This is a genomic window from Streptomyces fuscichromogenes, assembly GCF_014645815.1.
GTDB lineage: Bacteria > Actinomycetota > Actinomycetes > Streptomycetales > Streptomycetaceae > Streptomyces > Streptomyces fuscichromogenes.
The window spans coordinates 16,997-30,086 of record NZ_BMML01000034.1; the positions used below are offsets into that span (position 1 = coordinate 16,997).

At 72.6% G+C, this 13,090-nt stretch carries 9 protein-coding genes and 1 pseudogene; 4 read left to right on the top strand and 6 right to left on the bottom strand.

The genetic code is table 11. From position 1 onward, the window contains the following. Nucleotides 1-20 precede the first annotated feature (20 nt). Genes IEZ11_RS44090 through IEZ11_RS44105 form a run of 4 tightly spaced genes read right to left on the bottom strand, consistent with a single transcriptional unit; the run spans nt 21 to nt 4,837 of the window. Nucleotides 21-656, bottom strand: coding sequence for a GTP-binding protein (locus tag IEZ11_RS44090; protein WP_189268725.1), 636 nt, complete (start codon nt 654-656; stop codon nt 21-23). Continuing rightward, entirely contained in the window at nt 637-1,059 is a 423-nt protein-coding gene (locus IEZ11_RS44095; protein ID WP_189268726.1) for a DUF742 domain-containing protein, read from the bottom strand. Before IEZ11_RS44095 ends, IEZ11_RS44090 begins: the two co-directional genes overlap by 20 nt. Next, complete coding sequence (locus IEZ11_RS44100; RefSeq protein ID WP_189268727.1) at nt 1,056-1,559, bottom strand: roadblock/LC7 domain-containing protein; 504 nt, start codon at nt 1,557-1,559, stop codon at nt 1,056-1,058. The genes IEZ11_RS44095 and IEZ11_RS44100 overlap by 4 nt, the downstream gene beginning before the upstream one ends. Continuing rightward, the gene (locus IEZ11_RS44105; RefSeq protein ID WP_189268728.1) at nt 1,556-4,837 is read right to left on the bottom strand and encodes a sensor histidine kinase; all 3,282 of its coding nucleotides are present in this window, start codon (nt 4,835-4,837) and stop codon (nt 1,556-1,558) included. Before IEZ11_RS44105 ends, IEZ11_RS44100 begins: the two co-directional genes overlap by 4 nt. 396 nt (nt 4,838-5,233) lie before the next feature. Between IEZ11_RS44105 and IEZ11_RS44110 the strand changes: the two genes are divergently transcribed. Next, nucleotides 5,234-6,022 carry a protein phosphatase 2C domain-containing protein gene (locus tag IEZ11_RS44110; RefSeq protein WP_189268729.1) on the top strand — a complete coding sequence of 263 codons (789 nt, stop codon included), beginning with the start codon at nt 5,234-5,236 and terminating at the stop codon, nt 6,020-6,022. Nucleotides 6,023-6,044: 22 nt separating this feature from the next. On the opposite strand, the gene IEZ11_RS44115 is transcribed toward IEZ11_RS44110, so the two are convergent. Further along, nucleotides 6,045-6,536, bottom strand: coding sequence for a MarR family winged helix-turn-helix transcriptional regulator (locus IEZ11_RS44115; protein ID WP_189268730.1), 492 nt, complete (start codon nt 6,534-6,536; stop codon nt 6,045-6,047). 277 nt (nt 6,537-6,813) lie between these two features. Here IEZ11_RS44115 and IEZ11_RS44120 point away from each other — a divergent pair, with 277 nt between their 5' ends. Further along, on the top strand, nt 6,814-7,629 hold the full coding sequence (locus IEZ11_RS44120) for a lysozyme (RefSeq protein WP_189268731.1): 816 nt from the start codon (nt 6,814-6,816) through the stop codon (nt 7,627-7,629). A gap of 227 nt (nt 7,630-7,856) precedes the next feature. Here IEZ11_RS44120 and lon read toward each other — a convergent pair whose 3' ends face one another. Then, nucleotides 7,857-10,277, bottom strand: coding sequence for an endopeptidase La (gene lon / locus IEZ11_RS44125; RefSeq protein ID WP_189268732.1), 2,421 nt, complete (start codon nt 10,275-10,277; stop codon nt 7,857-7,859). Nucleotides 10,278-10,500: 223 nt separating this feature from the next. Between lon and IEZ11_RS44130 the strand changes: the two are divergent. Both IEZ11_RS44130 and IEZ11_RS44135 read left to right on the top strand, forming a co-directional pair. After that, nucleotides 10,501-11,244, top strand: a pseudogene (locus IEZ11_RS44130) (GNAT family N-acetyltransferase); the annotation flags it as partial. A 352-nt stretch (nt 11,245-11,596) separates the two neighbouring features. Continuing rightward, on the top strand, nt 11,597-13,087 hold the full coding sequence (locus IEZ11_RS44135) for a sulfatase family protein (protein WP_189268733.1): 1,491 nt from the start codon (nt 11,597-11,599) through the stop codon (nt 13,085-13,087). Nucleotides 13,088-13,090: the final 3 nt, after the last annotated feature.

Here is a 13,090-nt window from a genome sequence, read left to right on the forward strand (position 1 = left end):
CAGAAGATCTACCCGGGGCGTTACTCGGGGGTTTCGTCCAGCGCGTGGGCGACCAGGGACAGCAGTGTCTCGACGGCCGATACCCGACGGCGGGCGTCCATGATCATTACAGGTATGTGCGGAGGGATCGTCAATGCCTCGCGCACGTCCTCGGGTTCGAAGCGCTCGGTGCCGTCGAAGTGGTTGACCGCGACGACGTACGGCAGTCCGCAGCTCTCGAAGTAGTCCAGCGCCGGGAAGCAGTCCTTCAGGCGCCGGGTGTCCGCGAGGACGACGGCGCCGATCGCGCCGCGCACCAGGTCGTCCCACATGAACCAGAACCGCTGCTGGCCCGGCGTGCCGAACAGGTAGAGCACCAGGTCGTCGTCGAGCGTGATGCGGCCGAAGTCCATGGCCACGGTGGTGGTCGTCTTGCCGGGCGTGGCGGTGAGGTCGTCGGTCTCCTCGCTCGCCTCGGTCATCAGCGCCTCGGTCTGCAGGGGCGTGATCTCCGAGACGGCGGTGACCAGCGTGGTCTTGCCGACGCCGAAGCCGCCGGCCACGACGATCTTCGTGGCGACGGGGGCACGGCTGCGGTCCGTCTGCCAGGACCGCTCCTGCTCCTCCCCGTCGAGGAGCGGGTTGACGCCGGTGGCGTCAGAGACGGCGTAGTCCACTCAGCACCCTTTCCAGCAGAGCGCGGTCCGGGCGGCCGGCGCCGTGTCCGGTACCGGTGCCGTACACACGGATCTGTCCCTGGTCCGCGAGGTCACTGAGCAGGACCCGGACCACACCGAGCGGCATCTTCAGCAGCGCGGCGATCTCGGCCACCGTGCGCATACGGCGGCACAGTTCGACGATGGCCCGCATCTCCGGCATCACCCGGGTGCTGAGGGAACCATTCGTCAGTTCCTTGCGCTCCTCCGGGGCCTCAAGGGCGGCCACGAAGGTCTCGACCAGCAGGACGTGGCCGAAGCGGGTACGGCCGCCGGTGAGCGAGTAGGGGCGGACGCGGGCGGGTTTGCGGTCGCCGCCGCGTACCGGGAGGTTCTGCCTGCGGTTCTTCGGCGCGTTGCTCATCGGCCGCTCCTCGTGGCGTCTTCCTCCAGGGATTTGCGTAGCTCGCTGCGGAGTTCGGGGGTGAGGACGTGGCCGGCCCGGCCGACGAACAGGGCCATGTGATAGGCCACCACGCTCATGTCGCACTCCGCGCTGCCGTGCACGCCGAGCAGCGAACCGTCGCTGATCGACATCACGAAGAGGCTGCCCTCGTCCATCGCGACCATCGTGTGCTTGACCGGACCGAAGTCCATCAGCCGGGCGGCGCCTATGGTCAGGCTCCCGATGCCGGAGACGATGGTGGCGAGGTCCGCGGAGGAGCCGCGCGGGCCCTTGCGTTTCTCGCCCTGCGCCTCGCGGGCGGCTTCGTTCCGGCTGGTGTCCGAGGAGAGCAGGAGCAGGCCGTCGGAGGAGACCACGGCGACCGACTGGATGCCGGACACCTCCTCGACGAGGTTGCTCAGCAGCCAGTGCAGGTTGCGGGCCTCACTGCTCAGTCCGAAGGTACTGGGCGCGGTCAACTGCTTGCCTCCTCGACAGTGCCCCCCGTGGCTTCTTCGGATACGGCTGTTCCGGGTACGGCTCGTGCGGTGCTCGGCACCTTGTTCTGGCCCGTCTGCTCGGCGATCTCCGCCTCGACGTCACGACGGCCGGCGTCGGCGCCCCGGCGGAAGCCGCCGAGCCTGCGGCGGAGGGCATCCGCGTCGACGCCGGTGCCGCGCTGGCGGGGCGGTTGGGCCTGGGCGGTGATCTTGGGGGTGCGCTTGGGGAGGCCCTTGCTGGTGACCTCGTCCTCGCCGTCGTCGTCCCCTTCGGCGTCGGCGGTCGCGGGCAGCGGGCGGGAGTGTTCCTCGGCTGCGCCGAAGCCGTTCCCGGCGGCATCGCCCGCGCGGGTGTCCAGGCCGGGTGCGGCCGGCCCCGGCAAGACCGGCTCACCGTCGGCGACCGCGGGCCGCGAACGCGCGTGACTCTCGGCGACCGCGGACTCCGACCGCGGCCAGTCATCCTCCCCGGCCCGCCGACGGCGCGTCCGGTCCTCACCCTCGACACCCTGCGGCTGCGGCCAGTCGTCATCCCCGGCACGCGAACGGCGGGACCAATCCTCGGCGTCGGCGCCCTGCGGCTGCGGCCAGTCGTCATCTCCGGCACGCGAACGGCGGGACCGATCCTCGGCGTCGACACCCTGCGGCCGCGGCCGGTCCTCGTCCTCGGCGCCCTGCGGCTGCGGCCAGTCGTCGTCCTCGGCACGCTGGCGGCGGGGGCGGATCTCGGCGTCGGCGGGGTGCGCGCGCTCCTCGGCGGGAACGGCTCGGGTCCGGTCGTCGGCGGCACCGGCCTGTGTCCGGTCCTCGGCCGAAGCCGATCGGGGCCGGGCGTCGGCCGAAGCCGATCGGGTTCGCGGCTCGGGCTGCTCGGCCGGCTCGGGCTCCGGGTCCGTGAGCGGGACCAGCAGTTCCATCGTGGTCTCGGCGAACGTCTCCGCCGGTGCCTTCGGTCGTGCCGTCGGCTCGGGGTCCTGGGTCCTCGGCGTCGGCGCCTGCTCGTGGGCGGGCTGTTCGCCGGCCTCGCGTACCGCCTTCTCCGCCAGCGTCACCAGCGGGTCGCCGGACGTCGAACGGCCGGACAGGACGTTGGAGTTGACCTCCGCGGCCGCGCCGGGCAGGGAGTAGGCCTGGGCGGTGCCGGGGGCCGACGCGGGCCGCGGGACCGAGCCCGCCGGGGCCGCGGCCAGCAGCGGCTTGGGCAGCACCACGACCGCCGCCACCCCGCCCTGCTTCTGCTCGCGCAGCTGGACGCGGACGCCGTGCCGGTGGGCCAGCCGGGCCACCACGTAGAGGCCGAGACCGAGACCGCCCTCGCCCTCCTGGTCGTACGGCGACTCGGGATCGAACTCGGCGAGGCGGCCGTTGAGGCGGACCATGCGGTCGGCGGTCATGCCGATGCCCTCGTCCTGGACGGAGAGCATGACCTCGCCGCTCTCCAGCAGCCAGCCGGAGATCTCCACGGGGACGTCGGGCGGGGAGGACGCGGTGGCGTTCTCCATCAGTTCGGCGAGGAGGTGGGAGAGGTCGTCGGCGGCGAAGCCGGCCACGTGGGCGTGCGGCGGGAGGGACGCGATCCGGACCCGCTCGTAGCGCTCGATCTCGCTGACCGCCGCCCGGACGACGTCCACCAGCGGGATCGGGCCCGCGTGCTGCTGGACGTGTTCGGTGCCGGCGAGGACCAGGAGGTTCTCGCTGTGGCGGCGCATGACCGTGGCGAAGTGGTCGAGTTTAAAGAGGGTCGACAGCCGGTCGGGGTCCTGCTCGCGCTCCTCCAGGGTCTCGATGACCGCCAGCTGGCGTTCCACGAGGCCGAGCGTGCGCAGTGCGAGGTTGACGAAGGTGCCGCCGATGCTGGTGCGCAGCCGCTCCAGCTGGGCGCCGGCGTCGGTGACCTCGGCGCGCAGCTCCTCGCGGGCGTCCGCCATCTTCTGCCGCTGGCCGACCAGGTGCTTGCGGTCGGTCTCCAGGGTGGCGATCCGGTCGTAGAGCTCGACGGCGTGCGCGTGCAGGGTGTTGACGGAGCGGACGACCTGGGCGAACTCGTCGTTGCGGCCGGTGAAGGTGATCGGCTCCGCGGTGCGCGGGTCCTCGGCCTCGGCGAGGCGGGCCGAGCCCCGGCGGAGCACGGAGAGCGGCCGGGTGAGGGTGCGGGCCATGGCCGTGGCGATGCCGACCGCGACCAGCATCAGGGCGCCGAGGACCGCGACCCGGATCTCCAGCGCGGTCACGTCGTCGTCGCGGAGCTGGGCGAGGTCCTTGGTGCGGTGGTCGTAGAGGGCCGACTCCACGCCCCGCATCAGCTCGACCCGGGCGGACAGCGCGGCGTCCAGCTTCTTGGTGCCGGTGCCGAGGTCGTCGTCGGAGAGGGTCGGCTGGTCGGTGAGGGCGGCCAGGTACTTGTCGGCGTCGTTGACGTCGTTGCCGGTGACCGTGGAGTCGTACGAGTCGACCGCCGCCTTGGGCGCGGTGTCGTGGAAGTCGGCGAGGGCCGCGTCGGCGCGGAGTCTGGCCTGCTGGGCGGCGGTGGTGAGCGCGTCGCGCTGCTTCCTGTCGGCGGCCGAGGTGGTGGTGCTGGTGACGGGCAGACCGGTGAGCGGGCTGATCGTGGTCCGGGTGGTGCTCGGGATGTTCAGGGCGGCGAGCAGGAGGCCCCGGGCCGCCGCGGACTGCTGGACGGCGGAGTCCAGCTCGGCGAGCGCGTAGGCGCCCGAGCCGACCCTCGGGGGCGTCTGTTCGGCCAGTTCCTCGGCGAGCCGGTGCAGTTCGGTGATCGTCTGCGAGTACGCCTGGTGGGTTTCGAGGGCCGTGCTCTTGCCGGTGAGCGCGGAGCGTCGGACGGCGGCGATGCCGTCGAGGTCGGTGCGCAGCCAGCCGGGGGCGTCGGTGTCCGCGCGCAGGTCCTCGACCTGGCGGTCGACCCGGGCGCTGCGGTCCTCGGAGGGCGCCTTGGACTTGGGGCGGCCCGCCGCGATGTACGAGGTGACGTCGTCGCGCTCGTCGGCGAGCGAGCTGGCGAGGGCCAGCGCGTCCTGGGTGCGGCCGGCCAGGGTCACCAGGTCCTGGGAGTCGCTCAGCTGCCCGGAGGCGGTGAGCAGGGCAGGCGCTCCGGCCCCCGCGATCGCGGCGGCGACCACGGCCACGGCCAGGATCAGCCGGGTGCGGACGTGCTTGGGGCGGCCGGTGCCGACGGGGGCCGCGGCGCCCGTTTCGGAGGCCGTCTTCTTGCCTGTGCGCCGAGGCCGCGTCTTCTGCACCGGTGCTCGCATTCCTGAACTCGTGTACCCAAGGGGCTGGGTGGCACCCCGTCATGATCCCCGGCATTTCGGTGCCCAGTGGTGCGTGCACCCGATTCGTACGGTCCCCGACCCTCCCAGCGCCGGTGGGCAGTGGACTCACATCGACCCACCCGCCACCCGAAGGAGTGAACATCGGAGGGGAGTTGGCGGGCAAGTTACGCCGGACCGTGCGGGGTCCTTTTCCGGCTGGCCGGTTGGACGCGGACGGCAGGCTTTGACAGGATTCGCCACCGCACCTTCCCGGAGTACGCCATTCCAGCCCAAAACAGGCGGCTGACCTGCGGGTCCGCGGCAATTCCGGGGTCGTTGCCAGCCTTTGGCGAAGCCTGTGAAGGGGTCGTGCAGACTGGCCGAATGCGTACTGAAGTCGTTTCGGAACCCGGCGCCCCCGACCGCCCCAACGAGGACTTCGCCGGTGTCGGACTTCCCGCCTCGGGGCAGGGGGGTTGCCTGATCGTCCTGGACGGGGTCACCCCGCCGCGGGACGGCACCGGGTGTCTGCATTCCGTCCCCTGGTTCACCGCGCGGCTGGGCGGCGCCCTGACCGAACTGACCGTTTCGCGGGGAGATCTGACGCTGCGGGAGATCCTCGAACAGGCGATCGGCCGCACAGCCGCCGCCCACCGAGACACCTGTGACCTTTCTCACCCGCGCACCCCCCAGGCGACGGTGGTGCTGAGCCGCTGGTCCGAGGAGGCCGTGGAGTTCCTGGTCCTGTCCGACTCGGCACTGCTCCTCAGGTCCCCCGACGGCACGGTCACCCCGGTCCTGGACGACCGGCTCGACCGTGTGCCCCGCGCCTCGCTCGCCTCGGACGCGATCGCCGACGCCACGGTCCGCAACCGGGAGGGCGGCTTCTTCACGGCCGCCGCCGACCCCACGGTGGCCGCCCGCGCGGTCACCGGGACCGTGCCCCGCGCCGAGGTCCGGGCGCTGGCCGCCCTCACGGACGGGGCGACCCGCTGGACGGAGAAGTTCCGCGCGGGCGACTGGACGGCCCTCCTCGACGTCGTGGCCAAGGAGGGCGCGCGAGCGCTGGTCGACCGGGTGCGGGAGCTGGAGGCGGCCGACCGGGAGGCCCGGGTGTTCCTGCGGCGGAGCAAGACGCACGACGACGCGACGGTGGTGTACGCCGAGCTGTGAGGCCCCGGCGCCGGCGGGCCGGCTACTTCTCCATGACGCCGTTCAACTGGTGGAGCAGCCGGGCCAGTCCCGCGACCTCGCTGCGGTCCCAGTGGGCGAGCTGGCGGACGTAACGGCCCCGGCGGGCCTCGCGGACCGTGCCGACCCGGCGCCGGCCCTCGTCGGTGAGGGCGACCAGCCAGGCCCGCCCGTCGGCCGGGTCGGGCTCCCGGGCGATCAGCCCGAGTTCCTCCAGGGCGCGCAGCTGGCGGGACATGGTGGCCTTGCCGACGCCGATGTAGGCGGCCAGTTCGGTGGCGCGCTGGCCGCCGCACTCGTCGAGCCGTACGAGCAGTCCGTACGCGGCGGACTCCAGGTCGGGGTGGACCTCCCGGGCCATCTCTCCCTGGCTGGCCCGGGCGCGGCGCAGCAGCACCGTCAACTCGCGTTCCAGGGCCAGGAACTCCTGGTCCGCACCGCTCGGCGGCAGCCCGATGGCGGCGGTCCGTCCGTCGCCCTTTTCGTCCTCGTGCACGTCAGCACCCCTGATCGGTTTCGCAGTCCTGAGAGTTTCCGTCAAACCCCGTCGTCGCCGCAGCTCGCCAAGTATTCCGCAGGCTCACACCGACGGCCGCCGCCGGATGCCGCTGCGCCGGCTCCGCCGCGTGCGCGGTGCCCGCACCGAGGCCCTGAATGGCATGCGCACGCTAATAGTTGGCGTCGCGACGTGTGACACCGCGTCGTGTCGCGCCGTGTCCGGCCTCCTTCTCTGGCATATGTGGGACCCCCACCTCTCCCCACGGAGGCACGTCATGCCCGTGCACAGACCCGCCCCCACACTCCTCACCGCCCTCTTCACGCTGCTCCTGGCGGCGCTCTCCCCGGTTCCCGCCCAGGCCGGTCCGGCCGGCCCCGCCGTCCCGGTCCGCGGATCGGCGTACATGGGCACGGGCGTCCTCGCCCACGACGGCCAGAGCGGCACGCCCAGGACCGGCCTCGCCACCCAGACCGAGGGCGTCGACGTCGCCAGCTACCAGGGCGACGTCTCCTGGTCGAGCCTGCTGAGCAGCGGGGTCAGATGGGCGTACACCAAGGCGTCGGAAGGCACTTACTACACGAACCCCTCCTTCGCCCAGCAGTACGACGGCTCCTACGACGTCGGCATGGTCCGCGGCGCCTACCATTTCGCGACCCCGGACACCACGGGCGGCGCCGCCCAGGCCGACTACTTCGTCGACCACGGCGGCGGCTGGTCCAAGGACGGCCAGACCCTGCCCGGCGTCCTCGACATCGAGTGGAACCCGTACGGCTCCGCGTGCTACGGCAAGTCCGCGAGCGGGATGGTCGGCTGGATCACCGACTTCCTGAACCGGTACAAGGCACGGACGGGCCGGGCCGCGGTCATCTACACGGCCACCAGCTGGTGGACGGACTGCACCGGCAACTACGGCGGTTTCGGCGCCAGCAACCCGCTGTGGGTCGCCCGCTACGCCTCGGACGTGGGCACGCTGCCGGCCGGCTGGTCGACGTACACGATGTGGCAGTACACCTCGACCGGCCCGACGGTCGGTGACCACGACAAGTTCAACGGGGCCCTGGACAAGGTCGTCGCGTTCGCCAACGGGTAGGAGGTTCTGGAGCGCCCCGAAGGGGCGCGGGGCTGTTTCCATGTGCGGCTCCGCCGCGTGGGCGCGACCAGCCACGACGGCGCCGCGGACGAGAGACGGCGCAGCACGGCACTTCCAGCTGAGCGCTTGATCCGTCGCCGCCCGGCCGCCGGCAGGTGACGGACGCACAGGGCGAAGGCCCGGGTCTCCTCGCGGGGACCCGGGCCTTCGGCATCCGGCAGCGTCCGTCACGCCGCTACCGGAACCTCCGGCGCCGCGCCGTTCACGGCGGGCGCGAGCGCCAGCTCCAGGACCTGCCGGACGTCGGTCACGGCGTGCACGTCGAGCTTGTCCAGCACCTCGGCCGGGACGTCGTCCAGGTCGGCCTCGTTGCGCTTGGGGATGATGACGGTCGTCACCCCGGCGCGCTGGGCGGCGAGCAGCTTCTGCTTCACACCGCCGATCGGCAGCACCCGGCCGGTCAGCGAGACCTCGCCGGTCATCGCCACGTCGGTGCGGACCAGCCGCCCGGAGAGCAGCGACGCGAGGGCCGTCGTCATCGTGACGCCGGCGCTCGGGCCGTCCTTCGGGACCGCGCCCGCCGGGAAGTGGATGTGCACACCCCGGTCCTTCAGGTCGCCGACCGGAAGCTCCAGTTCGGCGCCGTGCGAGCGGAGGAAGGACAGGGCGATCTGCGCGCTCTCCTTCATCACGTCACCCAGCTGACCGGTGAGGGTCAGACCCGCCGCGCCCGTCTCCGGGTCGGCGAGGGACGCCTCGACGAACAGGACGTCGCCGCCGGCGCCGGTGACCGCGAGGCCGGTCGCCACTCCGGGGACCGCCGTGCGGCGCTCGGCCGGGTCCTGGGCGGACTCGGGCACGTGGTGCGGCCGGCCGATCAGGGCCCGCAGGTCCTCGTCCCGGATCGTGAACGGCAGCTCCCGGTCGCCCAGTTCGTGCTGGGCGGCCACCTTGCGGAGCAGCCGGGCGATCGACCGCTCCAGGGTGCGCACCCCCGCCTCGCGGGTGTACTCGCCGGCGAGCTTGCGCAGCGCGCTCTCGTCGAGGGTCACCTCGTCCTTGTCCAGACCGGCCCGGTCCAGCTGGCGCGGGAGCAGGTGGTCACGGGCGATGACGACCTTCTCGTCCTCGGTGTAGCCGTCCAGCCGGACCAGCTCCATACGGTCGAGCAGGGCCTCCGGGATGGCTTCGAGCACGTTGGCCGTGGCGAGGAACACCACATCGCTCAGGTCGAGCTCGACCTCCAGGTAGTGGTCGCGGAAGGTGTGGTTCTGCGCCGGGTCGAGGACTTCGAGCAGGGCCGCGGCCGGGTCGCCGCGGAAGTCGGAGCCCACCTTGTCGATCTCGTCGAGCAGGACGACCGGGTTCATCGAACCGGCCTCCTTGATCGCCCGCACGATCCGGCCGGGCAGTGCGCCGACGTACGTCCGGCGGTGACCGCGGATCTCGGCCTCGTCCCGGACGCCGCCGAGGGCGACCCGGACGAACTTGCGGCCCATGGCGTGCGCGACCGACTCGCCGAGCGAGGTCTTGCCGACACCGGGCGGGCCGACCAGCGCCAGCACGGCACCGCCGCGCCGCCCGCCGATGACGCCGAGGCCGCGGTCGTTACGGCGCTTGCGCACCGCCAGGTACTCGGTGATCCGCTCCTTCACGTCCTCCAGGCCCGCGTGCTCGGCGTCCAGGACCGTCTTGGCGCCCTGGATGTCGTACGCGTCCTCGGTCCGCTCGTTCCACGGCAGTTCGAGCACGGTGTCCAGCCAGGTGCGGATCCACGAGCCCTCGGGCGACTGGTCGCTGGACCGCTCCAGCTTGTCGACCTCCTTGAGGGCGGCCTCGCGGACCTTCTCCGGCAGGTCGGCGGCCTCCACCCGGGCGCGGTAGTCGTCGGACTCCTCGCCGTCCTTGGCCAAGTCGCCGTTCAGCTCGCGCAGCTCCTTGCGGACGGCTTCGAGCTGACGGCGGAGCAGGAACTCGCGCTGCTGCTTGTCGACGCCCTCCTGGACGTCCTTGGCGATGGTCTCGGCCACGTCCTGCTCGGCGAGGTGGTCGCGGAGCTGCTGGGTGGCCAGCTTGAGCCGGGCGACGGCGTCGGTGGTCTCAAGAAGCTCGATCTTCTGCTCGACGGTCAGGTAGGGCGAGTAGCCGGAGTTGTCGGCGAGCTGGGACACGTCGTCGATGGCCTGGACGCGGTCCACCACCTGCCAGGCGCCGCGCTTGCGCAGCCAGGCGGTGGCGAGGGCCTTGTACTCCTTGACCAGTTCGGTGACATGACCGGGCACCGGGTCCGGGACGTTCTCGTCGATGCGGGTGCCCTCGACCCACAGGGCGGCCCCCGGGCCGGTGGTGCCGGCGCCGATGCGGACCCGGTGGCGGCCGCGGATCAGCGCGCCCGGGTCACCGTCGGCCAGCCGGCCGACCTGCTCCACGGTGCCGAGCACACCGGTGCCCGGGTAGGTGCCGTCGACCCGCGGCACCAGCAGCACCCTGGGCTTGCCGGGCTCGTTGCGCGCGGCGGCCTGCGCGGCCTCCACGGCGGCGCGTACATCAGGGTCCTTCAGGTCCAGCGGGACCACCATCCCGGGCAGCACGACCTCGCCGTCGAGAGGCAGCACAGGGAGGGTGAGTGATGCGGACGTCGAAGCCATGATCTCCCCTTCGGCAGTCAACTTGAGTTATGCCGACTCAATGCTTGGGAGCCGAGAAATGTTCCCATGCATATGTTCGCTCTGAGCGATCCGGAGGTGACCTGGCCGGACATGGTCCCGCGCCCCGAAAAACAGTTGATCCGCACGGACGCATTCCCCGTACGGTCGGCCGGTGACCGACACCGCCACCACCGCGGCCCTGCTCGCCGCCTACGACGCCCAGATGCGCGCCGTCCAGCCCGTCCCCGCGCCCGGGATCACCTACGAGCAGGACGGTCCCGCCCTCCGGGTCGTGGGCCAGCACCGCGGCTTCGTGACCGGGCCCCGCGACTGGGGCGGTGTGCGCGGCCCCGAGCTGAACGCGCTGATCGCCCGGCAGCGGGACTTCTTCGCGGCGCGCGGCGAGGCGGTCGAGTGGAAGACGCGCGGGCACGACGAACCGGCGGACCTCCCCGACCGGCTGCGCGCGGCGGGCTTCGTGCCCGAGCCGCCGGAGACGGTCGTGATCGCCCTGGTCGAGGAGCTGGCCGTGGCCGCGCCCGCCCTCCCTCCGGGCGTGACGCTGCGCCGGGTCACCGCCGACGCGGACCTGGAGCGGATCGCCACGCTGGAGACCGAGGTGTGGGGCGTGGACCTGGCGTGGGTCGCCGGTCACCTGAGGGGCCGGCTCGCGGTGGACCCGGACGGCACCGAGATCTACGTGGCCGAGGCGGCCGGGGAGATCGTGTCGGCGGCCTGGATAGCCTTCCGGCCCGGCACGGACTTCGCCATGCTGCTGGGCGGCTCCACCCTGGCCGAGTGGCGCGGCAAGGGCGTCTACCGCGCCCTGGTGGCCCTCCGGGCAGCCCGCGCGGCGGCCCGGAACGCGCCCTACCTCCTCGTGGAGGCCTCCTCCGACAGCGCCCCGATCCTGAAGCGTCTGGGCTTCACGGCGGTCACGACGACCACGCCGTACATCTGGACCCCGGCCCACCGAGACGCGCCCGACCGGGGCGCGGGGAACCGCGCGACCAGCCACGACGACGCCGCACCCGGCAACCGGCCGTCACCCACCACGGCGATGGACACCGCCGGGTCCGGCACCGCCGGGTCCGGCACCGACGGTCAACGCCGTCGGGCCTGAGCGCCGTTGCGGCGGAAGGAGAAAGGCCGGCGGTCGATCCGCACCACCACGTCCGTCGCTTCGGCCTCGCCCAGTGGCACTGCCACGACTCCGCAAGGCCATCGCTACACCACCGCAACGCAACTCACAGGAAAGGAGCCGAAACTGCCAGGGGATTCACAGCTGACGGGGCGCGCGACGGGGGCTCGGGGGACACATGGGTGAGAAGCAGCCTGGGCCCGGCCGACGTGCCGTGCTCACCGGCGCCGCGGTCGTCGCGGCCGGCGCCGCCGTCCCGTTGGCCCTGCGCGCCGTGGACGACGACGGCTCCGGCACTCCCGTACCCGGCCGTACCGCCCGCGCGGCCCCCGTCGCGAGCCGTCCCCCGGTGTCCTCGGTCTCGCCCCTCCCCCGCACCGACCCGCGGCCCAACATCCTCTTCGTCCTCACCGACGACCAGCCCAAGGAGACGGACTGGGCGGTCCGCCGTACCGCCGACTGGCTGGGCGGGCAGGGGGTGACCTTCGCGCGGGCGCACGCCAACACCCCGCTCTGCGCGCCGTCCCGGGCCTCGATCATGTCCGGGCGGTACGCGCACCACCACGGCGTCCTCGACACCCGCCACCCGTACCACCTCGACCAGCACACCACCGTGCAGCGCCAGTTGCACGAGGCCGGCTACCGCACCGGCCTGTTCGGCAAGTACCTCAACTACTGGCACACCGGCGACAACCCGCCGCACTTCGACGAGTGGCTGCTCCAGGAGCCCGTGGCGTACTACAACGGCCACTACAACGACAACGGCACGGTCCGGAACATCCCCGGCTACAACACCCATGTCATCAGGGACCGCGCCCTCGCCTTCATCGACGGGTCGCGCACCGACACCCGGCCCTGGTTCGCGTACGTCGCCACCCGCAGCGCGCACGAACTCAACATCCCGGAGCGGAAGTACGCGCACACGCGCGTGCCGGAGTGGCCGGGCCGGCCCTCCGTGTACGAGAGCGACAAGAGCGACAAGCCGCCATTCCTGCGGAAGGCGGACCACACCTACGCCCAGGGGAAGGCGCTGCGCACCCGTCAGTTGCGCACCCTGCTGTCGGTGGACGACGCGGTGCGGGACTTCCAGGACAAGCTGCGTGCGGTGGGCCAGCTGGAGAACACGCTCGTGGTGTACACCAGCGACCACGGGCTGTGCTGGGCGGACCACGGCTGGCTGCGCAAGTCGGTGCCGTACCGGCCCGGCCTGGAGGTGCCGTTCTGGCTGTCCTGGCCGGCCCGGGGACTGGGCAAGGGGACCGTCGACGACCGGCTCACCGGCCATGTCGACATCGCCCCGACCTTCCTCGACGCGGCCGGCATCACCCCGGACACCCCGCACGACGGCCACTCGCTCCTCGACACCCGCAACGACCGCGACCGGCTGCTCGCCGAGTGGTGGTGGAACCGGCAGGACCAGGAGCCGATCCACACCTGGGCCACGCACATCGGCAGGTCCACGCAGTACACGGAGTACTACCGCACCCGCCTGGACGGGCAGGGCGCGCCCACGCAGGGCGACGGCGCGGTCCTCTTCCGCGAGTTCTACGACCTGGCCGCCGACCCGTACCAGCTCACCAACCTCCTGCACGGCGCCACGGCCGGGCAGGAGGCGGCCCTCGGTGTCCCGGAGGCGGCGAAGCGGCTGGCGGCGGCGCGGCGCGCCTGAGCG